Origin of the sequence: Streptomyces sp. NPDC059850 (assembly GCF_042731515.1) — a bacterium.
GTDB lineage: Bacteria > Actinomycetota > Actinomycetes > Streptomycetales > Streptomycetaceae > Streptomyces.
In genome coordinates this window covers 47,673-71,379 of record NZ_JBHWJI010000030.1, presented here as the reverse complement: position 1 = coordinate 71,379, position 23,707 = coordinate 47,673, and the positions used below count along the sequence as shown (strand labels likewise).

Sequence of the window (23,707 nt, the reverse complement as noted above, 5' to 3'; positions counted from 1 at the left end):
GATAATGCGAATCTAAGATGCAATTTAGGATGGCGGGGTGCGCAGCGCACGGCTCACGGACCAGGCCACCGACACCACGGGCACGGCCACGATCGCGCCGACCACCCCCGCCACGATGCCGCCCGCGATCACCGAGATGGCCACCACCACCGGATGCAGCCGCACCGCCCAGCTCATCACCAGCGGATGCAGTACATGCCCCTCGAACTGCCCGACCACGACGATGAGCACGAGCACCACCGCCGCGATGACCGGCCCCCGCCCCGCCAGCGCCACCACCGTGGCCACCGCCAGCGCGATCGGTGAGCCGATCAGCGGGATGAAGGTGGCGAAGAAGACCAGCAGGGTCAGCGGCAGCGCCAGCGGCACCCCCAGCAGCAACAGGGCCAGGCCGACCACGACCGCGTTGGCGGCCGCCACCAGGATGATCCCCCGGGTGTACCCGGCGAAGGTGCTCCAGGCCGCCCGGCCCGCCCGGTCCCACCGGGAGCGGGCTCCTTCCGGAAGCTGCTCGCGGAACCACCGCCACATCCCGTCGCCGGAATGGACGAAGAACAGCGAGCAGAACAGCGCCAGCGCCGCCGCGGTCAGCGCCTCCACGACCCGGCCCGCGCTGCTGAGCGCCCTGCTGATGAGCGTGGCGCGATGGGCCGAGACGAACGAGCTGATCCTGTCGTGCAGTCCGGTCAGGGTGCGGTGCCGGACATGGAACGGCGGCCCCTCCAGCCAGCGCGTGATCCGCCCGATCCCGCCGCGGAACTCGCCCACCAGCCTGCCCGCCTCACCCGCCGCCGCGTTGCCCACCAGCGCCAGCAGCCCCAGCACCACCAGCAGACTCCCGAACACCGCCAGCGCCACCGCGAGCGGCCGGGGCAGTCTGCGCGCCAAGAGATCGGCCAGCGGCCGCAGCAGCGCCGTGCCCACCAGCGCCAGGAACACCGCGACCGCCACCAGCTGAAAGCGCCCCAGCACGGTGAACGCGAGATAGACCGCCACCCCGACGGCCAGCAGCCGCCACGCGTACGCGGCGGCCAGCCGCAGCCCGGGGTGCACCCGGTCGCCCTCCCTGTCCGTACCGGGTGGCCTCGGAGGGGGAGACTCGCCGCTCACGCCGATGCCACCACCCTCCGCACGCCGGTCCGCCCCGGCGCCACACGGCGGGACGGGGCGACGGTTCATCCCGTTACAGGCCTGATGTGATGATTCAATCAGGGCGGCCGCATCCGCGCCTGATCACGCTCAAGGCGCTGTTCCCCACAGCCCCGGCGAACTCCATAATCGATCACCACGGTGCCTCACCCGCCGACCGCCCGCCGCACCGCAGCAAGGAGTTGCCGTGACGTACGACATCACCGCCATCCGCGCGCAGTTTCCCGCCCTGAAGGCCGGTACGGCCCACTTCGACGGCCCCGGCGGTACGCAGACCCCCGTACCCGTCATCGAGGCCATCACCGACGCACTGGCGCACCCGCTGGCCAACCGGGGCCGGACCACCTCGGGAGAGCGCAACGCCGAGGCGATCGTGGCGGCGGCCCGGCAGGCGATGGCCGACCTGCTCGGCGCGGACCCCACCGGGGTCGTCTTCGGCCGCAGCGCCACCCAACTGGCCTACGACTTCTCCCGCACGCTCGCCACGGAGTGGTCGCCGGGCGACGAGATCGTGGTCACCCGCCTGGACCACGACGCCAACGTCCGCCCCTGGATCCAGGCCGCGACCCGCGCCGGGGCCACCGTGCGCTGGGCCGACTTCGACCCGGCGACGGGCGAGCTGACCCCCGATGACATCAGCGCCGTCCTGAGCGAGCGCACCCGGCTGGTCGCCGTCACCGCCGCCTCCAACCTCATCGGCACCCGCCCGGCGATACCGGAGATCGCCCGGCGCGTCCACCGGGCCGGGGCGCTGCTGTACGTCGACGGCGTGCACTACACCGCCCACTCCCTCGTCGACCTCGACCGGCTCGGCGCGGACTTCTTCGCCTGCTCCGCGTACAAGTTCCTCGGCCCGCACCTCGGCGTCCTGGCCGCCCGCCCCGAACTCCTGGAAACCCTCCACCCCGACAAGCTGCTTCCCTCCACGAACGCCATCCCCGAGCGGTTCGAGCTGGGCACCCTGCCGTACGAATTCCTCGCCGGAACCCGCGCCGCCGTCGACTTCCTCGCCGGTCTCGACCCGCGGGCGCGCGGCAGCCGCCGCGAACGCCTGGCGGCGGCGTACACGGCACTCGAAGAACACGAGGACGCGCTGCGGCTGCGCCTCGACAAGGGGCTGGCCGCCCTCGACCCGATCACCGTCCTGTCCCGCGCGGCGGACCGCACCCCCACCCTCCTGCTGACCATCGACGGCCGCGACACCACCGACGCCTACCGCTACCTGGCCGCTCGCGGCGTGGCCGCGCCCTCCGGAGCCTTCTACGCGATCGAGACCTCCCGCTGGCTGGGCCTCGGCGACACCGGCGCACTCCGCGTCGGACTGGCCCCCTACACCAGCACCGAGGACGTGGACCGGCTGCTGACGGGCCTGTCGGACTTCCTGTCGGACTCGCCGCCGCCGGACGCCGCCGAGCAGCGCTAACGCAGGGTGTGACCAGGGACCACGACCGGCGCCGAGCGGGCGAACTCGGCCAGCAGCCGCCGGGTCACCGACTGCCTGAGCAGGGCCTCGCCCGTGGCCAGTGGGCGAATGCCCGCGGCGCGGATAATGCCTCGCGCCCCGCGGTCCGCCGTTGACACCCTCCCTCCATGGAACACACCGAAGTACTCGTCATCGGAGGACGCGCGGGCGTCGGCAAGACGACCGTCGGCTGGGAGGTATCCGCGCAGCTGCGCGCCGCGTCGGTGCCCCACACGATCCTGGAGGGGGACTACATGGCCCAGATCCACCCGCCCCCCGAGGACGACCCGCACCGCAGGAAGATCGCCGAACGCAACCTGACGGCGATCTGGGCCAACTACGCCGCGCTCGGCCACCGGCGCCTCGTCTACACGAACACCGTGAGCGTGCTGTCCGCGACCACGGACATGATCGAGCGCGCCACCGGGCCCGGCGCCCGGATCGTACGGGTCCTGCTCACCGCCTCGGACACCACGACGGAGGAGCGGCTGACCGGCCGGGAACTCGGCTCGGAACTGGAGCACGAACTGCGCGGCAGCGCCCGCAAAGCCCGCCTCCTGGACGAGCAGGCCCCGGCGGACACCCTGCGCGTGGCCACCGACGGGCGGCTGGTGGTGGACATCGCGCGAGAGCTGGTCACCGCCACCGGCTGGGCCGACATCCCCTGACGGCAACCGTTCAGCGGAGCACGTCCACCCGGGGCAGATCACGGTGGCGGTGATGGGCGGCGGCGATCCCCGCCAGCGCGGGGCGGTCCAGCGCTCCGTAGGCCGTCGCGAGGAGATCCCGCGCGAACTCCTCCAGTACCGGTTCGCGCCCTGACGCCCAGTGCAGATCGCGCCCCAGCACCAGCGCCTCCGCCGGATCCCCCGCCGCACACCGCCGCCGTGCCTCCTCCACGCTCCGCTCCACGGCCGCGCGGTCGTCGAAGAACCCGTACATGAACTGCGCGAACGCGTAATCGTCGGCGCCGTTGTGCGGCGGCCGGTCCAGCGCGGTGCCACCCGCGACGAGCGCGCCCGCACCGTCCAGGGTGGTGATCCGCGTCGGGTCGACGGGCAGGGCGGCGGCGTCGTGGAGCATGGAGTAGGCGATCCCCACCTCCGCCCGGTCCCCGGTCTCGAAGCCGGTCAGCGCCAGCCGCAGCGACTCGAGCCCAGAGCGTCGCCCCGCCACGTACTCCTCGTCCCCGTCGTCGTCCGCGAGGTCCTGCCAGTGACGTTCCAGGAGCGCCCGCACCGCCTCCAGCGGTGTCCCCGGGCGGCGTTCGATCCCGCCACCGTCGTTGGTGTAGTACGAGGCGATCCCCTCGCACGTGCGGCCGTCGTCGGACCACAGCCCGTAGTGCAGCCCGTCGGACCCGCCGTGCAGAAACGTCAGGAACTCCGGCGGATCCCGGTAGTAACGCCCGTGCACCCGCACATCGACGCCCTCGCGGGGGCGGGCGCCCGGGGCGTCGTACAGGTCCGCGACACCGCACGGGGACACGTCCATGTCCGCCAGCGCCCGGCGCTCGACGGGCCCCAGCCGTCCCAGGAACTCCATCAGCCGGAAGAACGACTCCGGCAGCGTGAGCCCCCAGTCGCGCCGGACCCGCTCCTCGACGTCCGCCCTCGTCCCATCCACCGAACATCCCCCGATCCGCACCCGGCCACCGTGACGAGGACCGAGGCTACCGAACCGCCCCCGACCGCCGGTGCCCCGTCCGGGGCGATCGGATCCCGCCCACCGCCCGGCTAGGCTCACCCGTGCGGTGTGATCCACGGCATGCCGTACGCCCACGGGCGTGCACCCATGGGCCGTACGCCCACGGAAGGAAGGCGCGGAGGACGTGAGGGACGGTCAGGAATCCATACGGTCGAAGCCCCCGATGCGAGCCGACGCCCGCCGCAACCAGCTGCGCATCCTGGACGCGGCCCGCGCGATGTTCAGCGAGCACGGCACCGCCGCGCCCCTCGACGACATCGCCCGCCGCGCCAGCGTCAGCATCGCGACGCTCTACCGCCGCTTCCCCGACCGCGCCGCACTCTGCCGCCAGGTGGCCGTCGAGGGTTACGAAACCGTGCTGGCCGAAGCGCGGGCCGCGCAGGAGGTGGCCGAGGAGGACGGCCCCGACGCCCCGCTGCGGGCCGTCGAACGCTTTCTGACCGGCGTCGTCGAACAGCGCTCCCGCCTCGTCCTCCCGCTGTTCGGCGGCCCGGCCTTCCACGACGAGGAAACCACCGTCCTGCGCCACCGCATCACCGGTTGCCTGGACGCGGTCCTCGCCCGTGGCCGGGAGCGCGGCGCGGTGCGCGACGACGTCAACGCCACCGACCTGCTGATGGCCGCGGCCATGATCAGCCGCCCCCTGCCCAACACCCCGCCCGCATGGCTCGACGCCACCGCCCGCCGCCACATCGCCGTCCACCTTGACGGCCTCCGCCCCGGCGCCACCCACCACCTCCCGGGCCCCGGCCCCGGCCACCCGGAACCGGAGCACGCGTTCAGCGGCGAACCCCCGACGACGGCGGAGAACGCCCCCACCGAACACCGCGCCTGACCAACGGACCGTGGCCCCCACCCTCTGGGGGCGGAGGCCACGGTCACCGGCAGATCCGGTCCGGTCAGGTGCGGTACGCGTAGTACAGCGAGTTCGGGTTGGAGGCGATGATGCTCGCCACCGACTTCCGGTACGTGTTGACCGAGTGGTACGTCAGGTACGGGACACCGCTGGAGGAGCGGTACGTGACCATCATGGTGTGGTCCTTGGACCCGTCCCGGTCGAAGTCCATCTGCATGACGTCCCCGACACCCATGTGGTACACGTTCGCCAGGTTGGTCGCCCGCTTGGAGTCGAGGGTGAACCACGACCACTCATTGGCGCCCACCCAGGAGGTGGCCTGGGTGGAGGTGTCGTACCACCAGGTGCGGTAGTCCAGCGCGTCGCCCGGCGCGTGCTTCCAGCCGCCCGCCTTCAGGGCCTGGCTGATGAAGTTGGTGCAGTCCCCGCCGGCGTCGTTGAACTTCCGGTACGCGGGGTTGTAGTTGCTCCAGTACTTCTCCGCGTACGTGGCCATCGCCGCGTAGTTGTACGCCCCGGCGGGCTTGGTCACCTGCTGGGACGGCTTCGTCGTGGCCGCGGGCTTGGCGCTGGGCAGCGCCGCCGCCGACTTCACCGACACCGTGGCGGGCTCGTTGATGGCCACGGGCCCCTCGTCCGTGGGCCTGATGCCCGTCAGCTCCCACTTCCCGCCGGTCCCGGCGGTGAACTTCAGCTCGTGGTGAGCCTCGAAGCGGGTCGTCGCGGGCTCGTCCCCGCGGATCTTCTTGTACGTCAGCGTGGTGGTCTCCGTGGCCTGGACGGTCGCCCGCCCGCCCGCGACAACGGTCTTGCCCACGGTCACCTTGGTGTCGGCGTCCGTGTACGCCTCGCCCAGCGCGGCCAGCCGCGCCTTGCGGGTCCGCAGCGTGGACTGCGCCGTGTTCTCGGTCCGCGTCAGACCGGCCGACAGCCGCGCCTTCTTGGCGACCGGCGCCGCCGCACGCCGCGCCCGCTGCCCGTCCAGCAGCGCCGCCGTACGCTCAGTGAGCACCGCGTCGGCCAACTGCCCGAAGGACGTGGCGGTCGCCCCGTCCACCACACCCGTCTGCGCCGCACTCGCGGCAGAGGCGGGCAGTGCCACGGCCGTCAGCGCCACCGTCAGTGCCGCCCCGGCAGCGGATCTGAAGCTCATTGATTTCACGATGGTTTCCCCTCCGCATCCCGGGCCGGATCGACCCGGGGGGTCGGATACTTGCATATGCGCCGCTACTTTGGTGATTTTGTGCGCAGGATGCGAAGTGGCGTTCACGGGTTCTCCATCTACGGGATAATGCCCACTTTCACTGATGCATCGGATTGACGGCGGCACCATGCTGGCGCGCCGGGGCGGAGGCTCGCTGACCTCTGCGGAGATCGCGGAGAGCCTGGCGAGCAATCCGGTGCTCGTGCGGCGGATCCTCGGCCGCCTGCGAGACGCCGACCTGGTGTGGTCCACCGAGGGTCGCGGTGGTGGCTGGTCCCTTGCCCGCGCCCCACGGGACATCACGCTCTACGACGCCTATGCCGCTGTCGAGGAGGGGCGAATCCTGTCGCGGCACGCCCATCCACCCAGCGACGCGTGCGAGATCGGACGTAACATCAGCGCCCAGCTCGAGGTGGAGTTCCAGGACGCGGAACGGGCCATGGAGGAACGGCTCGGCCGGACGACGATCGCCCACCTGCTCCAGCAGGTGCTGGATGCCGAGCGCGAACCCGCGCCTCCGCGTCAGACACCGCCCGATCAGGCCCCGGCGTCCTCTCTCTGACCCACGGTGCAAAGCAGCGGGTGATCACTCCACTCGGGGTGCCGTCTCACGGGGCCGCGCCGCCCTCGCCGAACAGCGGTGCCAGCGTCACCGCCGACCGCGCCAGCACCGCACGTCCGGCGTGGCCGTCGGCCAGGTTCGCGGCGAGTCCGGCGGCCTTCTCGGTCAGCAGATGGGCGGCCACGTCGGCGATGCCGGAGAAGTGCGTGTAGAAGGAGTTGCGGCTGATGGCCGCCCGGGCCGCTAGATCGGCGACCGTGATCTCCCCCTCCGGCTCTCCGGCCAGTTCATCCGCTACTGGGCACGGCCGGACATCGCCTACCCGCCGGTCACCGATCTGGAGCTGCTGCCGCACGCGCTGGTGTGGCGGAGGGAAACGGAGAGCGAGCCCATCCGGGCCCTAGCCGGGATCATCCGTGACCAATTCGCGCTGTCCCCGATGGGCAGGTGAGTGGCGGCGTCGCAGTCGTAGGAGCCGACCAGGACAATTACGAATGATCGAAGGGGACGGGGGAGTGGCCTTCCCAGATCTGGCGGGATGCCTGTTCGGGGTAGGGCAGAGTCTTCGACTCGGCGTCCAGGACGCGGGTGAGGCGCCCGCCGGGCCGGTGGGCGGACCAGCCCGCGTCGCCGGTGGTGACGAAGCGAACCCATGCCTCCTGGAGCTCGCGGGAGAGCGCGACGGCCTCGGGAGTAGGCTCTTCGCCGATGAGCTGGGTGCCGACGGGGCTGTCCAGCGTGCCGAACGCCAGGGGCGCGTCGAGGCTGTGGCAGGCGCCCAGGATGCCGCCGAGGGCCGGGGCAACCCAGCACAGTTCGAACAGGTACGAGGTGCCGCCGGCCGCGGCGTTCGCCTCGGCCAGCTTCTGTGACGGCATGCGGAAGAGGGCGTCGGAGTACACCGTCTCCACCAGCTCCTCCGGGCCTGCCTGCGGGAACGCGGCACGGTAGGCCCGCGCGCCGTCCGGTTGCGGGGCGTGCAGTTCCAGGGCTGCGTGGGCGTCCTCCTCGGTGAAGGTGCCGTACCGTCCGCTCATGACGCTGAAGTACCGGAATTCGTCCCGGGTGTGGCCGACGAGCAGTTCGGTCCCGCTCGCGCGCGCGCCGGTCAGCGCGGGCCAGGGCGTTTCCGGGAGGACCTCGCCGTCGACGACGGGGCACAGCGCGGTGCCGGTCTCCGTGAGGCGTCCCCAGCTCTCCCGGTGCGCGTGGAGGCCGGCGTTGAAGGAGGTGAGCTCGGCGGCCAGGTGCCATGGGTCGATGTCGCGCAGGGCCTCGGCGGTGGGGGCCGCCGCGCCGAGCCGGTCCGCGAACGCGGCGGTGACCTGCCGTGCCAGCGCGGGGGTGCTGTGCAGCCCCGGCACCGAATGGGCGATGGCCCGCTGGAACAGGCCGCGCGCGGACTTCATCGTCAGCAGGGCGGCGACCGAGCCCGCCCCGGCGGACAGCCCGCCCACGGTGACCCGGCCGGGGTCGCCTCCGAAGGCGGCGATGTTGCGCTGCACCCACTCCAGCGCCGCGATCTGGTCGAGGAATCCGCGGTTGGGCGGCACGTCGTCGAGGAACGCGAATCCCTCCGCGCCCACGCGGCAGTTGATGGTCACCACGACGACTCCCGCCTCGGCCAGCGCTGCCGGGTCGTACATCGGGTCGCTCGACGCCGCCGAGAGGTAGCCGCCCACCGGGATCCACACCAGCACCGGCAGTCCCGCCGCGCCGGGATCCGGAGTGCCGACGTTGAGCGTCAGCCAGTCGGTGCCCTGCGGGGGCACGTCGATCGGCAGGGACAGCGGCACCACGGGGCCGAACTCGACCGCCTGCCTCGTCCCCTCCCAGCGGTGCGGCGGCGCGGGCGCGGCGAAGCGGAGCGCTCCGACCGGGGGCTGGGCGTAGGGGATGCCGCGGAACACCGCGTTCCCCTGCCGCCAGCGCCCCTGCACCACGCCTTCCGTGGTCCGCACCTTTGGCTGTTCGGACATGACGATTCCTTCCCTTGAGTGGGCCCCAGGGTTATGGGTCAGATGTATTATGTCAACTGTATTGGAACAGTCTCGGCGTACGAAGGAGGGGCCGGCGATGCCGAAACAGGTGGATCACCGCGGACGCCGCGAAGCGATCGCCCGCGCACTGTGGCGGGTGGTGGAGCAGCGCGGCGTCACACAGCTGACGATGCGCGTGGTGGCGCAGGAGGCGGGCATGTCACTCGGGCAGCTGCAGCACTACTTCGCCTCCCGGACCGCCATGCTCTCCTTCGCCATGGATTTCGCGTCCGAGCAGACCTCGGTGCGCGTACACCAGGGGCTCGAAAAGCTCGGTGACCGTCCGCACCCCCGTGACGTGCTGCGACTGACGCTCGCGGAAATGCTCCCCCTGCATGCCGACGCCCGCGCGACCAGCCGGATGAGCGCCGCCTACGTCCTGGAGGCGCTGCACGACCAGGCCGTGCACGAGCAGGCACGCCGCGGCCTCGTCCAAGGGCGGGCCCTCGTCGAGCAGTTGGTCCGCCAGGCGATCGCCGACGGGCACATCGACTCCGGCCGCGACCCGGTGACCGAGACCAACCTGCTCCTCGCCCTCACCGGCTTCACCTCCCTGATCGAACTCGACGTGATCGAGCCCCAGGACGCGCTCGCCGCGATCGACGTCCATCTGGACCGGCTGTTCAGCAGTATGTGACCTGCCCCCGGACATGAGGGCAGGTGGGGACAAGATCAGCTCTAGCGCGGACCACGGCGCCTGGCATCGGTTGGTCGGAGATCGACGCAACGGCCGGCAGCCCTGCCGCCTCAGCCTGCCGGGCGCCGGTCCTGCGTCGCTGGTTGTCGGAGTGTGGGCGGGGCGGCCGGGGCGAGGTCGAGCCGCCGGTCCATCTCCAGCCGGAAGGTGCCGTAGGGATTGATGTTCGACCAGAACAGTGCCGTCAGGCCGCGCCGGTCCTCGGCGCTCGGCGTGTTCCTTGTCCGGGCCAGTCAGGGCGCCGTCCTTGCCGTAGTGCAGCACGGTGTTCGCCGAGTTCCAGTTCTCCACGACTTGGAGGCCGCCGTGGATCTCGCGGCGCAGATCGGGGCTGGCGAGGTAGTCGCAGGCGAAGATCGTGCGTACGGCGCGGCCGAGTCACCCCTCCCGACCCTGGACAGCTCGGCGAGCAGCTCGCGCTGCTCATCGACGGTGCCGCGGCCCGCACCCGGGTCCTCAACGCCGACGCCTTCCCGACCGCCGCCGCCATCGCCGCCGTCCTCATCGACAACGCCATCCCCGCCACAGCCAGCGATGGCCGACGACGGGAGGAAGTGTCGAGTTAACGCGGCACATCGCGGCCGGGCTGGACGCGCTACCGGTCACGCGGCTGCACCGGCTGGTACGCGATACCAGCCGCGCGGCACCTGGCATCCACTCCACCGCGGCGCTCTCCCGCGGGGCAGCACGGCGTTGATTTCACGTCCGGCTGGAACCCGCCGCCGGGTTCTGGATCCCAGGGACCGACTCCCGACGCTACGAACGGCAGACCGTCGGTGAACGGCTCCGCTCCGACGACAGGGCGATCAGCCGTGATGAACGGGGTCAGTCGAACTGCTCAAGCGTGCCTTGTGGCGGCATCGCCTCCAAGCTGCCACATCTCGTAGTTCCCACATTCTGCCGTGATCTCGGCCGTCGACTGAGCCGCGGTGACGAAGTCATCCACTACCAGCGAGGTGTGCGATGCCGCCACCGCGAGGCACACCTGTTCGGGTGCCAGATCCGGGATGGGCACATAGGCGACGTCTGGATGCGAGTAGAACACGGACGCCGAACGGGCCAGGAAGGAGATGCCCCGTCCGGCCGCGACATGCTCGAGAGTCTCGTCCACCCCGCGCACCGGGTACCCGGCATTGCGGAGCGGGCGCTTGGTGGGCTGCGTGCTCGAGTCACCGTGCCAGACCAGCGGTTCACCGGCCAGGTCGGCCTCGGTGACCTGCTCCTTGCCGGCAAACCGGTGTCCGGCGGGCAGTACCGCTACCCGCGGCTCGGTGTACAGCGGGGTGACGCGCAGGCCGGCCTCGTCGATGGGCAGCCGCACGTAGCCGACGTCGATGCGGCCGTCGAGCAGCATCGCAGCCTGGTCGTCCCCTTCGATCCGCTGCACGTCCACGACCACGTCCGGGTGCCGGTCCTCGAACGCACGGGCCGCCGGGGTGACGGCGATACCGGCCCGGAAGCCGACCATCAGCCGCCGCTTGCCACTGGCGGCCGCGGACACCCGGCGGCGGACCGCGTGGGTTGAGGCGAGCAGCGGACCGGCGTCGGCCAGCAGCTGCCGACCCGCGTCTGTCAGCTCTACTCCGTGGCGATCCCTGGTGAACAGCGAGGCGCCGAGATCCTGCTCAAGTGCGCGGATCTGGCGGCTGAGCACCGGCTGCGCGATATGGAGCTCATCGGCGGCGCGGCCGAAATGCAGCCGGTTGGCCACGGTGACGAAGTAACGCAGTTTGCGCAGATCCAGATCCATGGCACCTCTCGGCCCGGTGATGCCTTCAGGGTATCACCACAGCTTCAAGAGGTCTTGGACACCCAATCAGATCCAATGGCAGCCTGAAAGCAGGCACTTAAGGGCGCCGAAGTGAATTCGACCCAAGAATTCGACACTGGAAGTTGACAGCAGGGCCAAAGCGCGGAAAGCAGGAACATCGATGAGCGGCATCAGCATTATCGGACTGGGGAATATGGCCCGTGCTTTGGCCGACCGGGGACATCGTCATCCTCGCCGCGCCGTACGCTGGCGCGGGAGCGGTGGTGAGGGAGTACGGGAACGCACTGCGCGGCAACGCGTGTCGGCGTTCGTCGAGAGCTTAGGGCTGCGCCCCTGGGACACCGGGGAACTGTCCATGGCGCGGGCACTGGAGAACGTCGGCCTGGTGGAGTTGGGCCTCATGAACCACTCCGTCAAGCACACCAATTTCTCCCTCGGCATCACCCTTCTCGGCTGAGTGCGCCCCAACCGCTACCTCTCGTGCCGCATTACGCCACTTCACTCACGGCACGAAAAGACCCTGCACCTACTCTCGCAAGGACAGTGAGATGCGCGTATTCGTCGCTGGGGGGACCGGCCATTCCGGTTCGTACATCATCCCCGAGCTCATCGCCGCCGGGCACGAGGTCACCGGCCTGGCCCGGTCGGACGCGGCCGCAGCGGCCGTGTCCGCGCTCGGCGCGAAGGTGCGTCGTGGCGACCTGCAGGATCTCGACGGGCTCAAGGAGGCAGCCGCGGACTCCGACGGCGTCATCCACGTCGCCCACAGGCAGGATCTGCTTCCCTCCGGCGGGCTCGACGCCGTGGCCACCGCGGAGCTCTCGATCATGATCGCGTACGGCGAGGCACTCGCGGGAACCGGAAAGCCACTGGTCACGGCGGGAAGCATGGGCTCGCCCGGGAACCTGGGCCGGCCGGCCACCGAGGAGGACCCGGCCCTCCCCGCCGGCGATGAGCACAAGGGCACCCTGCGGGTCCGCAATATCGTGGAAAGGGCCGTTGTGGACCTCGCCGGGCAGGGGGTGCGGTCTTCGGTCGTGCGGATCGCCAACATCGCGCACAGCACGGCCGATCGTGCCGGCTTCCTCCCCACGCTGATCGCGCTCGCGAAGGAAAAGGGGTTCGTCGGCTACCCCGGGGACGGCGCGAACCTGTGGAACGCCGTGCACATCCGCGATGCCGCCACCTTGTTCCGCCTGGCGCTGGAGAAGGGGCCGGCCGGCACATACTGGCACGCGGTCGAGGACGGGGGCATCCCGTTCCGCGACATCGCCGAGGCCATCGCCAGCCGCCTGGGCCTGCCCGCAGTGAGCGTTCCCAACGATGCCCTGATGACGCCGGGATACTTCGGGTTCCTCACGAATATCGTCACGCAGAGCTACCCGGCGTCCAACCTCATCACCCGCCGGACCCTCGGCTGGGAACCCGCCCGGCCCGGCCTGCTCGCCGATATGGACAACGGCCACTACTTCCCCGCCAGCTGACGGCAGGAACCCGGATCGTAACGACCCCGGCAACCGGCAAGTTCGGCTCTTCTGAAGGACGTTGAGATTATGACGACTGTGGGATTCATCGGAAGCGGAAGCATCGGCAGGGCCCTCGCGCGACTCGCTGTCGGGGCCCGGCACCAGGTGGTGCTGAGCAACTCGCGCGGTCCTGAAACGCTCGTGGACACGGCCGGGGAACTGGGGCCGCGGGCGTCCGCGGCGACGAGCGAAGAGGCCGCGGCGGCCGGTGACATTGTCGTGGTCACGGTGCCGGTCAGCGCCTTCCCCTACGTGCCCGCCGCGCCGCTGGCCGGGAAGACGGTCATCGACACCTGCAACTACGGCGCCGAGCGTGACGGGCACATCCCCGAGCTCGACAGCAAGTCCCTCACCTCGAGCGAGCTGCTTCTGCGGTACGTCCCGGACGCCCTGCTCGTAAAGGCGTTCAACAACATCTTCTTCAAGCACCTGCTGTCACTCGCACGCCCGGCCGGGGCGGCCGACCGCTCCTACCTGCCGATCGCCGGTGACTCCGCACCGGCGAAGGCGGCGGTGACCGAATTCCTCGACTCCATCGGCTACAGCGTGGTGGACGCGGGAACGCTGGCCGACAGCTGGCGGCAGGCGACGGGCACGCCGGTGTGGGGAACACCGTACGGGCCGTACTCGAACGAGAAGGGCCAGCCGGTCGGCGAGGACGCCATCCGCGCGGCACTGGCCACCGCAACGCGGTAACCGTCAATTATCGCGGACCATGATGTGGTCCGGCGGTGCCATGCCCCCGCCCGGTGGATACCGGGCGGGGGCATAAGTCAGGTTCGACGGCGCCGGGTCAGGCCCTGCTGCTCGTCCGCGCGGGCTCGCACCGACTCGGGCACGGGCTCGGGGAAGGGGCGCGGCCCCCTGACCAGGGCGTAGAACAGGTCCTCGGTGCCGTCGTGACCCTGGGCGTGGGCGAGGGCCTCGCCGACGAGCTGGGCCAGCGCAGCGAGACGGTGCCGTCGGGGTCGTCCTCCACGTGTCCGCTCGCTCCTCGCCTTCCCAGAACAGCCGCCACTCGTACGCCACTTGACTCCCTCAGCCGCAACACGACATGAGGCGACACAGCATATGTCCACAGAACATCGGCCTTCGCGAACACTTCCATGACGCGGTACGGGACTTCGCACCGCCGCCCCCGGTTCCCGCCTATGGGGTGTCGCCTGCGCCCTGCACGGCTTCGTCCCGATGTCGGCGCACCAGCCCTGGGCGACCCTCTGGGCGGAGGGCCATGGTGACGCCTGGCGCGGCGACGCCGCAGTGGGCGCGCCCACTGCTCGGCGGCTGAAGGAGTGCAACCGGTCGACCTCGGTGAAACCGGCCCGGTCGTACGGTGCGTTGGCGGCGGTACGGTCGCGCTCGGCGTCTCCGGGCGGGGCGTCGTCGACGTAGAGGATCGCCTCGTGGGCTCCGAGCCGGGCCCGGGCCTCGCCCTCAACGGTCTCCACGCTCATGCCGCGCGGATGGTCGGATTCGACGAAGGTGACGTGGGCGGCACCACGCGGCAGACCGTCGACCGGCAGCGCAGCGCGCATGTACCGCCACAGGTCGCGGCCGGTGAATCCGGCTTTCCGCAGTGCCCGGTGGGCTGCCGGGCGGTGGCGGGCCGGAAGGCCCTCCAGACCGAGGGTGAGCGCGGAGCATCGCGGCGGTGGCCGGGGGCTGTCCGGGCAGGCGGTCGGCCGCGATCAGGGCGAGCACCGCGGCCGCGTCGCCCGGTGCGTAAGGGCGTACCGAAAGATTCCTCATGCCGCCTCCGCCTTCGTCGTCGCGCCATGCGGGGCAGCGAGCCACGTCGCATGACTCCCCGGATGGGGGCAGGGTAGGCGGTGAGCCGAGCCGTACACACATGCTTCAGGAGGTGGCCGAGTTGAGCACCGCTGGCCAGAAGGAATTCGCCCGGTCCGGGCCGCACTTCTCCGACCGGATCACGGCCGACGGCCGGGACGGCTGGCCCGTCGAGGCCGGGCGCTACCGGCTGGTCGTCAGCCGGGCCTGCCCCTGGGCCAGCCGGGCGCTGGTCTCGCGGCGGCTGCTCGGTCTGGAACCGGCCCTTTCGCTGGCGATCGCGGACCCCATCCAGGACGAGCGGAGCTGGCGCTTCACGCTGGACGCGGGGGAGCGGGACCCGGTGCTGGACATCGCGTACCTCAGCGAGGCGTACGACGCCCGCGAGCGCGAGTACCCGGGCGGCGTGAGCGTCCCCGCGATCGTCGACATCCCCAGCGGGAAGCTGGTCACCAACGACTACCGGAGCCTCACCCTCGACCTCGCCACCCAGTGGACCGCCCTGCACCGGAAGGGCGCGCCGGACCTCTACCCGGAGCGGCGCCGTGAGGAGATCGACGAGGTGATGGAGGCGGTCTACCGCGATGTGAACAACGGCGTCTACCGGGCCGGTTTCGCCCAGCACCAGCACACGTACGACGATGCCTTCCGGCGGCTCTTCGACCGGCTGGACTGGCTGTCGGAGCGGCTGGCCACGCGGCGCTATCTGGTCGGGGACACCATCACCGAGGCCGACATCCGGCTGTTCACCACGCTGGTGCGCTTCGACGCCGTCTATCACGGCCACTTCAAATGCAACCGGAACAAGCTGAGCGAGGACCGGGTGCTGTGGGGATACGTACGAGACCTCTTCCAGACGCCCGGATTCGGCGACACGGTGGACTTCGACCACATCAAGCGCCACTACTACCAAGTCCACACCGACCTCAACCCGCGCCGTATCGTCCCCCTCGGCCCCGACCTCTCCGGCTGGTCGGCCCCGCACGGACGCGAGGAACTGGGCGGGCGCCCCTTCAGCGACGGCACCCCTCCCGGCCCGGTGCCACCTGGGGAAACGGTCCCGGAGGCCGGACGCGCCAGCTGACGTATCAGGGGCGGTGGGCAGCGGTGTCCGCCGCCGTCAGCCCGAAGACGAGGGCGGACGCGATACCGCCCGCGTAGGCGCGGTGCCACAGGCCGCCGGTGTCCGAACCGGCGGCGAGAAGCCCTGGCAGCGGCTCCCCGTTCGCCGCGAGGACCCGGGCCCGGTCGTCGATGCGCACGCCGTGGAACGGGAAGGTGATGGCCGGTACCGTCTCGATGACGTAGTACGGCGGTTCGTCCAGCGGCAGCGGGTCCAGCTCCCGGCCGGGGGCCGTGGCGAGTCCCGCCGAGGCACGCTCGTTGAACCGCTTCACACCGTCGCGAATGGCGTCACCCCGGTAACCCCACTCCTCGGGCAGGCAGGCCAGCTCGTCGAGGTCTTCGGCCAGCCCCGCGCGGCCGCCGCGCTTACTGGCCAGCGCGAACTTGTCGACGGCGACCGCGCCGTCCACGTACGAGCCGGTGATCCAGTCGCGGAAGACCCGGGCGTCGGCGACCAGCAGGCCCCGGCTCTCCGGCTGGTCCAGCAGCGCCATCGCGGTGAGGTGGTCGCCCAGCGTCTCGTCCGTGAACCGCTCGTCGCGCAGGTTGAACAGCAGCGCGTGCTCGCTGTAGTACAGCGACAGATCGACGAAGTCCACCGGGTCGGTGAAGGGGACGCCGCTCGGGATGAGGTGGCCGTAGAACCCGGCGTCCACCTGGCCGGTGGCCGCGCCCACGCCGGTGGCCAGGCGGTAGCCACCGCCCCGGCTGTGGGGATTGGAGCGCAGCTCCATGCGGTCGGCGTGGGGGTGCACATGAGCCGTGCGGAGCGCGGGGTCGCCCTGGAACCCTCCGGTCGCGAGCAGCGTGGCGCGGGCGCCGATCTCCCTGACCGTGCCGTCGGATGACCTCAGCCGGGCTCCCACGACGGCGCCGTGGTCGGTCAGCAGGTGTTCGGTGTGGGTGGTGAGCAGGACCCGGCCACCGCCGTCGAGGATGAGCCGACGGCAGGTGTCGAGGTAGTGGTTGGTGTCGAATTGGTGTCCGCGGCCGAAGCTCAGGATGCGCTGTGCGTCCTTGACCTCCACCCCGGTGGAGCGGATCCATGACACGCCCTCGTCGAACCGGTCCACGAGGGCGCGCTTCAGCGCGCGGTCCCCTCGTGGATTGTGCTGCTCCATGACCTCGTGGCTCGGGGCGGTCCAGGCGTAACCGGCGAAACGCGCGGAGCCGCCGACCTCCTCGCCCGTCTCCACGACCACCACGGACAGACCGCCTCGGACGGCGCGGGCACCGGCGGTCAGGCCTGCCATGCCCGCCCCGATGATGAGCAGATCGACGACTTCCGTGTCCACGCGAATCTCCTCTGCCCGGCGCCGGTGTCCGCAGGTCCGCATCTCAGTAGAACCGAATCCAATTCACATCTCAATACCGCTGCCCGGGTCTTGTTGGTTCCGTGGTCGACGCGATAGGAGAGGTGAAGTCAGTTCAATACCGGTAGTGGGAGGTCGTCATGACGGATGAAGGAGCGCACACGGGCCGGTTCGCGGGCAAGGTCGCCCTGGTGACGGGCGCGGGCTCGGGCATGGGGGCGGCGGTCGCCCGGAGGCTGGCCGCCGAAGGGGCCGGGGCCGTGGTCCTGGCCGACGTCGACGGCGCGAGCGCGGGGGCCGTCGCGCGGGAGGTGCCGGGCGGCCGGGCGATCAGCGTCGACGTGGCGGACGCCGCGGCGGTCGACGGCGCCGTGGACGACGCGACGCGGCGGCACGGCGGCCTCGACCTCGTGGTACACGCCGCCGGGGTCGACGATCCGCAGGCCAAGCAGCGGATCGCGGACGCCCTGGTGGAGGGCCGCGTGCCCGAGGTGACCGACGCGCTCGACGACGCGGCCTGGCGGCGCGTCATGCGGATCAACCTCGACGGCACCTTCCATGTGCTGCGCGCCTCGGTACGGGCCATGCGCCCGGCGAAGGCGGGGGCGATCGTCGTGATCGGCTCGTCGTCGGCCTTCGACACCCCGGCGGGCTACCCCCACTACGCCGCGTCCAAGGCGGGGGTCCATGCCCTGTGCCAGGCCGTGGCCAAGGAGGTCATCCCCTCCGGGATCCGGGTGAACGTGGTCGCGCCGGGGCCGACCGAGACGGGGATGGCCGCGCGCACCCCGGAGGTTCTGCGCACGGGGTTCGCCGATCCGCGGGTGCGCCCGTACGCGACCCCGGAGGAGATCGCCGACATCGCCCTGTTCCTGGCGAGCGACGCCGCGGCGAACCTGATCGGCGCGGTGCTGCTCGCCAACGGCGGCCGGTTCACCGTCTGAACCCCATCGACCGAATCAAATTCAGATCACCGCGCGTAGCCTCCCGTGACGCTTCCTCGCCTATCCGAGAAATCCGTACCTAAGGCTAGCTGTACTGAGTTCAGTTCTGTAGCGTCCCGGGCGTCGGCAAGGCACGGATCCGTGCCATTCGGAAGGAGAGCCGGATCATGAGCACCACTGAGCAGCCCGCTCCGCCAGGGGCGGAGCCAACGGCCTACGATCCCCGCACGGTGCGTCGCGCGATGCTCGCCGGAAGCATCGGCACACTGATCGAATACTACGATTTCAGCGTATACGGCTATCTGGCCGTGGCCATCGCCCCGCAGTTCTTCCCGAACGAGGATCCGACGGCCTCGACGCTGGCGGCGCTCGCGGTGCTCGCCACCGGCCTCGTGGTGCGGCCGCTCGGCGGTGTCTTCTTCGGGTGGCTCGGCGACCGGTGGGGCCGCCGCAAGGCGCTGGTCTCCTCCGTGCTGTGCATGGGCGTGGCCAGCAGCATCACGGGGCTGCTGCCGACCTACAGCCAGATCGGCGTGCTCGCCGCGGTGCTGCTCTTCCTCACCCGGCTGGTGCAGGGCATCTCCTCGGGCGGCGAGTCGGTCGGCGCCTACACCTACATCTACGAGTCGGCGCCGCCCAAGCGCAGGGCCTTCCTCGGTGCCGTCACACCCATCGGCTCCAACCTCGGATTCATGTTCGCGGCCGCCACCGCCGGGGCGATATCCGCCCTCACCACCCAGGACCAGATGTCCGACTGGGGGTGGCGGCTGCCCTTCCTGATGGCCGTACCCCTCACCCTGATCTGCCTGTGGGCCCGGCTGCGGATCGAGGACACCCCGGAATTCAAGGAGGCCGCGCGGCGCGCCGACATCCCCACCGCGCCGATCCGCGAGGTCCTGTCCACCCACCGCACCGCGCTGCTGCAGTCCATCGGCCTGGCCATGGCCCAGGGCGGCGCCATCTTCCTCGGGCTGACGTACATCGGCATCTACCTGACCACGAACCTGGGCTACGACTCCACGCACGTGTTCTGGCTGACCGCGGGCGTCGTACTCGTCACCGTGCTGCTCATGGTCCCGGCGGGCAAGCTCGCCGCCCGGTTCGGCTGCCGTCGTGTCCTGCTGGGCGGGCTGCTGGGCTTCCTGGTGACGGCGTACCCCGCGATGTCGCTCATGGGGCGGCACAGCCTGGCCGTGGCGGGGCTCGCGTATCTGCTCTTCATGCTGAGCAGCGCGTTCGTGCAGGTCCCGGCGGCCAGCCTGTGGCCGCATCTCTTCGAACGCCGGGTCCGGTACACCGGGATGGCCATCGGGTACAACATCGGCACCGTCCTCGCGGGCGGCACGGCCCCCTACATCGCGGCGTGGCTGGTCCAGCGGACGGGGAACCTGCTCTCACCGGCGTTCTTCGTGATGACGGTCTGCGTGATCGGGCTCGGCGCCCTGGCCACCGTCCGCAAGGATGTGTAAGGACGCGGGAGACGGCGGCCTCGGGTCACGCACCGTCCTCGTCCGCCGCGTGGGCGTGGCCGACATGGCCGATGGTCTGGCCGCCGTCCACGAGGAACTCCCCGCCCGTGGTGTAGGAGGCGTCGTCGCTCGCGAGGAAGAGCACCATGCGGGTGACCTCCTCGGGCTCGCCGATGCGGGCCACCGGCTGACGGGCGAACAGCGCGGGTGAGGCGCTCTCACCCATGGGTGTGCGGATGACGCCCGGATGCACGGAATTGATACGTATCCCCGTGCCCGCCATGTCGAGAGCTGCGGCCTTGGTCATCCCACGCACCCCCCACTTGCTCGCCACATAGCCGATGCCATCGGCGAACCCCATGAGTCCCGCCGCCGAGGAGACGTTGACGACCGATCCCCGGCCACGGGCGCGCATGCCGGGCAGGACGGTGTGCATGCCGAGGAAGGCGCCCACCAGATTGACGTCCAGGATCTGGCGGAACTGCTCGGGCGACTGCTCTTCCACACCGCCGAAGTGAATGATCCCGGCGTTGTTGACGAGGATGTCCACCGGGCCGAGGGTGTCCTCGACCGTGCGGACGACGGACTCCCACCGCGTCTCGTCGGTGACATCCAGATGGCAGTACCGCGCCTGGGGGATCTCGCCAGCCAGGGCCTCGCCCTCGTCGTCCAGCAGGTCGCACACGGCGACCCGGGCCCCTTCCGCGGCCAGCCCGCGGACATGTGCGGCGCCCATGCCCCGGGCCCCGCCGGTGACGATCGCGACCATTCCTTCGAAGCGCATGCCGGGCTTCCTTTCCGTGTCCATTCCGGTGTCGATCAGCCTTGTACGTATCGATCAGTCGGGCACGAGCACGGCCCGCCCCCGTACCCGGCCCCGGCGCAGCCGGTCGATGGCCTCCGGGGCGGCGGACAGCGGGAACCGCTCCGTCTCGACGTGCAGTGCTCCCGAGCGGGCCAGCGCGACCACCTCGGCGAGCTGGGGGCGAGGCCCCCAGAAGGGCAGCGAGAGCCGGAAGCCGGGTGGGAGAACGCCCGGCTTGGTGACCGTCAGAGAGCCGCCGCCGCTGCCGACAACGGCGAGTTCGCCACCGGGCCGCAGGACGCCGGTGGCGAGTGCCAGGGTGTCCGTGGTGCCGACGAAGTCGAGCACGGCGTCCGCCCCCGCGCCCCCGCCACGCGTCCTCAGCACCCGGGCGGTGTCCGCGCGCAGCAAGGTGCCGAAGTCCGCGCCGGAGCGCTCCGCGAGGGCCAGGGCCTCTTCCCGTACGTCGACGGCCAGCACGCGGCACGCCGTGGTCGCGCGGAGGATCTGCACCGCCAGGTGGCCGAGCCCGCCGATGCCGATGACGACGGCGGTGGCGCCCTCCCCGAGCGTGTGCCGGAGCCCGGACACCGCGTGGTACGAGGTCAGACCGGCGTCCGAGAGCGGGGCCGCCTGCTCGGCGGTGAGGCCGTCGGCCGACACCAGCTGGCGGGCGGACGGGACGACGACGTAGTCGGCCATTCCGCCGTCCCGGCCCAGGCCAGCGCCGTGCCAGGGGAGTGTGTCGCGCCGGTCGCAGTAGTTGTCCCAGCCCGCGGCGCAACGGCCGCAGGCGCCGCAGCCCCACGGCCCGTAGAGCACCACAGGCTCATCCACGTCCACCCCGTCGGCGTCGGGCCCCAGGGCCGCCACCCGCCCGGCGACCTCGTGGCCGAGCGTGAACGGCAGCCGGTAGGGGAGCACCCCCGGCGCCGCGTCGATGACGTGCAGATCGGAGTGGCACAGCCCGGTGGCTTCCACCCGCACCAGGACCTGTGCGCCGTGGGGGACGGGCCGCTCGACATCGGCCGGTACCGGGGGCTCGCCCCACACCGTCAGCCGCACTGCCCTCATCATCACCGTCCCAGGTCGTGGCGGGCCGCGGCCGCCACGGTAACAGAGGTGAAGTGAGTTCAGTAGATGGCCAGGGAAAGGGTCGGGGTGTACGGAGGTCTTGCCCGGTCGGGATTCCATGCCTACGGTCGTGAATTGAGTTCAATTTTAGCCCTGAATCCCGTCGTACGAGCACGATGGAGCCCCCATGCACCCTCGCCACCCCGAGATCGCCCCCCGGCTGCTGTCCGAAACGGACGAACAGCGGCAGCTGCGCACCGTCCTGCGAGACCTCTTCGCCGAGGCGTGCGGCCCCGAAGACCTCCGTAAGCACCTGGCCGCACCGCGCGGATACGACGAAGCGCTCTGGGCGCGGCTCGCGGGCGAGATCGGGGTCCACGGGCTGGCCGTTCCGGAGGAGTACGGCGGGTCGGGCTTCACCTTCGCCGAGCTGGCGGTCGCCCTGGAGGAGGGCGGGCGGGCCCTGGCCTGCGCGCCGCTGCTGCCCACGGTGGTCCTGGCCGCGCATGCCCTGCTGTACGCCGGTGACCGCACGGCGTGCGAGCGCTATCTGCCCCGCATCGCCGACGGCACGCTCACCGCGACCGTGGCCGGGTTCGGCGACGACGGGCCCGGGGTCATCGCCGAGCAGGGGGGCGCCGGATGGGTGCTGCGCGGGCGGGCGGACTTCGTACTCGACGGGGCCGGAGTGGACCTGGTCCTGGTGCGGGCCGGAACCCCCGACGGGCCCGGGCTGTTCGCCTGCGAGCCGGATCCGGCCACCTGTCGCCGGACACCGCGCCGCGTCCTGGACGAGACGCGGCGCCAGGCGCTGCTGGAGTTCCGGGGCGCGCCCGCCACCCCCGTGGGCGCGGCGGAGGGCGCCGGGGCCACCGTATCGGCGACGCTGGACACCGGGCGGGCCGCGCTGGCGGCCGAACAGGTCGGCGGCAGCGGACACGCCCTGGACACCACGGTCGAATTCGTCGCCCAGCGCCATCAGTTCGGGCGTCCCATCGGGTCCTTCCAGGCCGTCAAGCACCGGCTGGCCGATGTGCTGGTCGCCCTGGAGGCGGCGCGCTCGGCGTCCGCGTACGCGACGGCCTGCGTCGCCGTCGCCCCGCCGCAGCTGCCGGTGGCCGCCACCGCCGCCGCCGTGGTCTGCTCCGAGACCTTCCGGCTGGCGACGGCCGAGTACGTCCAGCTGCACGGCGGCATCGGCTTCACCTGGGAGCACCCGGCCCATCTGTATGTGCGCCGCGCCCGCGCCGGTGAGGTGCTGTTCGGCACGGCGGACCGGCACCGGGCCCGGCTCGCCGGACTCGCGCTTGAACCATGTTCGGTTTGACCGTCGCGCCAGCTGTCTCGATCAAGGGGGTTGACAGTGGAGCCCCCGCCTTACAGAGTTGTAGTGAATTCAGTTCAGTTTAGAGGGGTGAGGATATGACAGTGGAAGACGAGATCCAGTTCGAGCGCGACGGCCACATCGCCCGGGTGTGGCTCAACCGCCCCTGGAAGAAGAACTGCGTCACCGTGCCGATCCTGGACCGGCTCGACGAGATCATCACCGAGGTCGACGAGGACCCCGGGCTGCGGGTCCTGGTGGTCCGTGGCCGTGGCGGCACCTTCTGCTCGGGCTTCGACCTCGACAGCCTGAAGGCCGAGTACGTCGGCAAGTCGAACGCGATCGACGTGGCGGTGAAGTCCGCGAAGGTGTGCGACCGCCTCTACTCGATGAAGACCCCCTCGGTCGCGGTCCTGGAGGGCCACGTAACCGCCGGTGGCTTCGAGATCATGATCTCCTGCGACTTCGCCATCTCCTCCGATGACGCCAAGATCGGCGACTTCCACATCCGCCGCGCGCTGTTCGGCGGCGCGGGCCCGATCTACCGGGTGCCGCGCATGATCGGCATCCGTAAGACGAAGGAGCTGATGCTGACCGGCAAGCTCCTCTCCGGCGTCGAGGCCGCCGAGTTCGGGCTCATCAACCAGTCCGCACCGGCCGACGAGCTGGACGCGACGGTCGAGGAATTCATCGGGAACCTCACCGACAAGAGCCCCTTCACCATGTGGCTGACCAAGATGACGATCGACCGCAGCCTGGACGCCGACACCCAGTCGCTGATGGTGATGGAGCACCTCGCGGTGGGCGTGGCGCTCAACTCCGACGACGCGAACGAGGGCGTGTCGGCGTTCCTGGAGAAGCGTGAACCCAAGTGGCAGGGGCGCTGAACCTG

General features: G+C 71.1%; 24 protein-coding genes and 1 pseudogene. 13 read left to right on the top strand and 12 right to left on the bottom strand.

The annotated features are described in order from the left end of the window. Positions 1-24 precede the first annotated feature (24 nt). Positions 25-1,110, bottom strand: a complete 1,086-nt coding sequence (locus ACFV9T_RS24410) for an AI-2E family transporter (protein WP_385443869.1) — start codon at positions 1,108-1,110, stop codon at positions 25-27. 226 nt (positions 1,111-1,336) lie between these two features. On the opposite strand from ACFV9T_RS24410, the gene ACFV9T_RS24405 reads away from it, so the two are divergent. After that, entirely contained in the window at positions 1,337-2,572 is a 1,236-nt protein-coding gene (locus tag ACFV9T_RS24405) for a cysteine desulfurase-like protein (protein WP_385443867.1), read from the top strand. On the opposite strand, the gene ACFV9T_RS24400 is transcribed toward ACFV9T_RS24405, so the two are convergent. Further along, positions 2,569-2,730 carry a hypothetical protein gene (locus ACFV9T_RS24400; RefSeq protein WP_385443864.1) on the bottom strand — a complete coding sequence of 54 codons (162 nt, stop codon included), beginning with the start codon at positions 2,728-2,730 and terminating at the stop codon, positions 2,569-2,571. The genes ACFV9T_RS24405 and ACFV9T_RS24400 overlap by 4 nt on opposite strands. Positions 2,731-2,739: 9 nt before the next feature. Here ACFV9T_RS24400 and ACFV9T_RS24395 point away from each other — a divergent pair, with 9 nt between their 5' ends. Beyond that, positions 2,740-3,279 carry a hypothetical protein gene (locus ACFV9T_RS24395; RefSeq protein WP_385443861.1) on the top strand — a complete coding sequence of 180 codons (540 nt, stop codon included), beginning with the start codon at positions 2,740-2,742 and terminating at the stop codon, positions 3,277-3,279. Positions 3,280-3,289: 10 nt separating this feature from the next. Here ACFV9T_RS24395 and ACFV9T_RS24390 read toward each other — a convergent pair whose 3' ends face one another. Further along, entirely contained in the window at positions 3,290-4,237 is a 948-nt protein-coding gene (locus ACFV9T_RS24390; RefSeq protein WP_385443858.1) for an ADP-ribosylation family protein, read from the bottom strand. 244 nt (positions 4,238-4,481) lie between these two features. Between ACFV9T_RS24390 and ACFV9T_RS24385 the strand changes: the two genes are divergently transcribed. After that, positions 4,482-5,153 (top strand): TetR/AcrR family transcriptional regulator, encoded by a 672-nt coding sequence (locus ACFV9T_RS24385; RefSeq protein ID WP_385443855.1) that lies wholly within the window; start codon positions 4,482-4,484, stop codon positions 5,151-5,153. A 64-nt stretch (positions 5,154-5,217) separates the two neighbouring features. On the opposite strand, the gene ACFV9T_RS24380 is transcribed toward ACFV9T_RS24385, so the two are convergent. Then, on the bottom strand, positions 5,218-6,327 hold the full coding sequence (locus ACFV9T_RS24380; RefSeq protein WP_385443852.1) for an amidase domain-containing protein: 1,110 nt from the start codon (positions 6,325-6,327) through the stop codon (positions 5,218-5,220). Positions 6,328-6,481: 154 nt separating this feature from the next. Between ACFV9T_RS24380 and ACFV9T_RS24375 the strand changes: the two genes are divergently transcribed. Further along, positions 6,482-6,940, top strand: coding sequence for an Rrf2 family transcriptional regulator (locus tag ACFV9T_RS24375; RefSeq protein ID WP_385443849.1), 459 nt, complete (start codon positions 6,482-6,484; stop codon positions 6,938-6,940). Between the two features lie 46 nt (positions 6,941-6,986). Here ACFV9T_RS24375 and ACFV9T_RS24370 read toward each other — a convergent pair whose 3' ends face one another. Next, positions 6,987-7,295 (bottom strand): hypothetical protein, encoded by a 309-nt coding sequence (locus ACFV9T_RS24370; protein ID WP_385443846.1) that lies wholly within the window; start codon positions 7,293-7,295, stop codon positions 6,987-6,989. A 133-nt stretch (positions 7,296-7,428) separates the two neighbouring features. After that, positions 7,429-8,919, bottom strand: coding sequence for a carboxylesterase/lipase family protein (locus ACFV9T_RS24365; RefSeq protein ID WP_385443843.1), 1,491 nt, complete (start codon positions 8,917-8,919; stop codon positions 7,429-7,431). A gap of 97 nt (positions 8,920-9,016) precedes the next feature. On the opposite strand from ACFV9T_RS24365, the gene ACFV9T_RS24360 reads away from it, so the two are divergent. Next, on the top strand, positions 9,017-9,616 hold the full coding sequence (locus ACFV9T_RS24360; protein ID WP_385443840.1) for a TetR/AcrR family transcriptional regulator: 600 nt from the start codon (positions 9,017-9,019) through the stop codon (positions 9,614-9,616). 300 nt (positions 9,617-9,916) lie between these two features. Here ACFV9T_RS24360 and ACFV9T_RS24355 read toward each other — a convergent pair. After that, positions 9,917-10,054: pseudogene (locus ACFV9T_RS24355) on the bottom strand (Tn3 family transposase); the annotation flags it as partial. Between the two features lie 460 nt (positions 10,055-10,514). Then, positions 10,515-11,426: a LysR family transcriptional regulator gene (locus ACFV9T_RS24350; RefSeq protein WP_385443838.1), complete on the bottom strand. Its 912-nt coding sequence runs from the start codon at positions 11,424-11,426 to the stop codon at positions 10,515-10,517. A gap of 319 nt (positions 11,427-11,745) precedes the next feature. Here ACFV9T_RS24350 and ACFV9T_RS24345 point away from each other — a divergent pair, with 319 nt between their 5' ends. From ACFV9T_RS24345 to ACFV9T_RS24335, 3 genes are all read left to right on the top strand, one after another. Further along, the gene (locus ACFV9T_RS24345) at positions 11,746-11,904 is read left to right on the top strand and encodes a hypothetical protein (RefSeq protein ID WP_385443835.1); all 159 of its coding nucleotides are present in this window, start codon (positions 11,746-11,748) and stop codon (positions 11,902-11,904) included. A 91-nt stretch (positions 11,905-11,995) separates the two neighbouring features. Beyond that, entirely contained in the window at positions 11,996-12,931 is a 936-nt protein-coding gene (locus tag ACFV9T_RS24340) for an SDR family oxidoreductase (RefSeq protein WP_385443832.1), read from the top strand. 78 nt (positions 12,932-13,009) lie between these two features. Next, the gene (locus ACFV9T_RS24335; RefSeq protein WP_385443912.1) at positions 13,010-13,669 is read left to right on the top strand and encodes an NADPH-dependent F420 reductase; all 660 of its coding nucleotides are present in this window, start codon (positions 13,010-13,012) and stop codon (positions 13,667-13,669) included. Between the two features lie 77 nt (positions 13,670-13,746). Here the strand turns inward: ACFV9T_RS24335 and ACFV9T_RS24330 are convergent, their stop codons facing one another. Continuing rightward, complete coding sequence (locus ACFV9T_RS24330; RefSeq protein ID WP_385443829.1) at positions 13,747-14,508, bottom strand: hypothetical protein; 762 nt, start codon at positions 14,506-14,508, stop codon at positions 13,747-13,749. 314 nt (positions 14,509-14,822) lie between these two features. Here ACFV9T_RS24330 and ACFV9T_RS24325 point away from each other — a divergent pair, with 314 nt between their 5' ends. Beyond that, the gene (locus ACFV9T_RS24325; RefSeq protein ID WP_385443826.1) at positions 14,823-15,845 is read left to right on the top strand and encodes a glutathione S-transferase family protein; all 1,023 of its coding nucleotides are present in this window, start codon (positions 14,823-14,825) and stop codon (positions 15,843-15,845) included. A 4-nt stretch (positions 15,846-15,849) separates the two neighbouring features. Here ACFV9T_RS24325 and ACFV9T_RS24320 read toward each other — a convergent pair whose 3' ends face one another. Next, positions 15,850-17,181: an FAD-binding protein gene (locus ACFV9T_RS24320; RefSeq protein WP_385443823.1), complete on the bottom strand. Its 1,332-nt coding sequence runs from the start codon at positions 17,179-17,181 to the stop codon at positions 15,850-15,852. 158 nt (positions 17,182-17,339) lie between these two features. On the opposite strand from ACFV9T_RS24320, the gene ACFV9T_RS24315 reads away from it, so the two are divergent. Beyond that, entirely contained in the window at positions 17,340-18,143 is an 804-nt protein-coding gene (locus ACFV9T_RS24315) for an SDR family NAD(P)-dependent oxidoreductase (protein ID WP_385443820.1), read from the top strand. A gap of 167 nt (positions 18,144-18,310) precedes the next feature. Next, positions 18,311-19,612 (top strand): MFS transporter, encoded by a 1,302-nt coding sequence (locus tag ACFV9T_RS24310; RefSeq protein WP_385443817.1) that lies wholly within the window; start codon positions 18,311-18,313, stop codon positions 19,610-19,612. A 25-nt stretch (positions 19,613-19,637) separates the two neighbouring features. On the opposite strand, the gene ACFV9T_RS24305 is transcribed toward ACFV9T_RS24310, so the two are convergent. Together ACFV9T_RS24305 and ACFV9T_RS24300 are read right to left on the bottom strand one after the other, a co-directional pair. Then, positions 19,638-20,396: an SDR family oxidoreductase gene (locus ACFV9T_RS24305; RefSeq protein ID WP_385443815.1), complete on the bottom strand. Its 759-nt coding sequence runs from the start codon at positions 20,394-20,396 to the stop codon at positions 19,638-19,640. Positions 20,397-20,450: 54 nt separating this feature from the next. After that, positions 20,451-21,491, bottom strand: coding sequence for an NAD(P)-dependent alcohol dehydrogenase (locus ACFV9T_RS24300; RefSeq protein ID WP_385443911.1), 1,041 nt, complete (start codon positions 21,489-21,491; stop codon positions 20,451-20,453). Between the two features lie 187 nt (positions 21,492-21,678). On the opposite strand from ACFV9T_RS24300, the gene ACFV9T_RS24295 reads away from it, so the two are divergent. Together ACFV9T_RS24295 and ACFV9T_RS24290 are read left to right on the top strand one after the other, a co-directional pair. Further along, the gene (locus tag ACFV9T_RS24295) at positions 21,679-22,818 is read left to right on the top strand and encodes an acyl-CoA dehydrogenase family protein (protein WP_385443809.1); all 1,140 of its coding nucleotides are present in this window, start codon (positions 21,679-21,681) and stop codon (positions 22,816-22,818) included. A 95-nt stretch (positions 22,819-22,913) separates the two neighbouring features. Continuing rightward, positions 22,914-23,702 (top strand): enoyl-CoA hydratase/isomerase family protein, encoded by a 789-nt coding sequence (locus tag ACFV9T_RS24290; protein ID WP_385443806.1) that lies wholly within the window; start codon positions 22,914-22,916, stop codon positions 23,700-23,702. Positions 23,703-23,707 lie beyond the last annotated feature (5 nt).

What these genes read in the sequence shown, in the direction of transcription:
- ACFV9T_RS24395 (WP_385443861.1), top strand. Translation starts at nt 2,740, where the DNA reads ATGGAACACACCGAAGTACTCGTCATCGGAGGACGCGCGGGCGTCGGC.
- ACFV9T_RS24385 (WP_385443855.1), top strand. Translation starts at nt 4,482, where the DNA reads ATGCGAGCCGACGCCCGCCGCAACCAGCTGCGCATCCTGGACGCGGCC.
- ACFV9T_RS24380 (WP_385443852.1), bottom strand. Translation starts at nt 6,327, where the DNA reads ATGAGCTTCAGATCCGCTGCCGGGGCGGCACTGACGGTGGCGCTGACG.
- ACFV9T_RS24375 (WP_385443849.1), top strand. Translation starts at nt 6,482, where the DNA reads ATGCATCGGATTGACGGCGGCACCATGCTGGCGCGCCGGGGCGGAGGC.
- ACFV9T_RS24365 (WP_385443843.1), bottom strand. Translation starts at nt 8,919, where the DNA reads ATGTCCGAACAGCCAAAGGTGCGGACCACGGAAGGCGTGGTGCAGGGG.
- ACFV9T_RS24360 (WP_385443840.1), top strand. Translation starts at nt 9,017, where the DNA reads ATGCCGAAACAGGTGGATCACCGCGGACGCCGCGAAGCGATCGCCCGC.
- ACFV9T_RS24350 (WP_385443838.1), bottom strand. Translation starts at nt 11,426, where the DNA reads ATGGATCTGGATCTGCGCAAACTGCGTTACTTCGTCACCGTGGCCAAC.
- ACFV9T_RS24340 (WP_385443832.1), top strand. Translation starts at nt 11,996, where the DNA reads ATGCGCGTATTCGTCGCTGGGGGGACCGGCCATTCCGGTTCGTACATC.
- ACFV9T_RS24330 (WP_385443829.1), bottom strand. Translation starts at nt 14,508, where the DNA reads ATGCGCGCTGCGCTGCCGGTCGACGGTCTGCCGCGTGGTGCCGCCCAC.
- ACFV9T_RS24325 (WP_385443826.1), top strand. Translation starts at nt 14,823, where the DNA reads ATGCTTCAGGAGGTGGCCGAGTTGAGCACCGCTGGCCAGAAGGAATTC.
- ACFV9T_RS24315 (WP_385443820.1), top strand. Translation starts at nt 17,340, where the DNA reads ATGACGGATGAAGGAGCGCACACGGGCCGGTTCGCGGGCAAGGTCGCC.
- ACFV9T_RS24310 (WP_385443817.1), top strand. Translation starts at nt 18,311, where the DNA reads ATGAGCACCACTGAGCAGCCCGCTCCGCCAGGGGCGGAGCCAACGGCC.
- ACFV9T_RS24305 (WP_385443815.1), bottom strand. Translation starts at nt 20,396, where the DNA reads ATGCGCTTCGAAGGAATGGTCGCGATCGTCACCGGCGGGGCCCGGGGC.
- ACFV9T_RS24300 (WP_385443911.1), bottom strand. Translation starts at nt 21,491, where the DNA reads ATGAGGGCAGTGCGGCTGACGGTGTGGGGCGAGCCCCCGGTACCGGCC.
- ACFV9T_RS24295 (WP_385443809.1), top strand. Translation starts at nt 21,679, where the DNA reads ATGCACCCTCGCCACCCCGAGATCGCCCCCCGGCTGCTGTCCGAAACG.
- ACFV9T_RS24290 (WP_385443806.1), top strand. Translation starts at nt 22,914, where the DNA reads ATGACAGTGGAAGACGAGATCCAGTTCGAGCGCGACGGCCACATCGCC.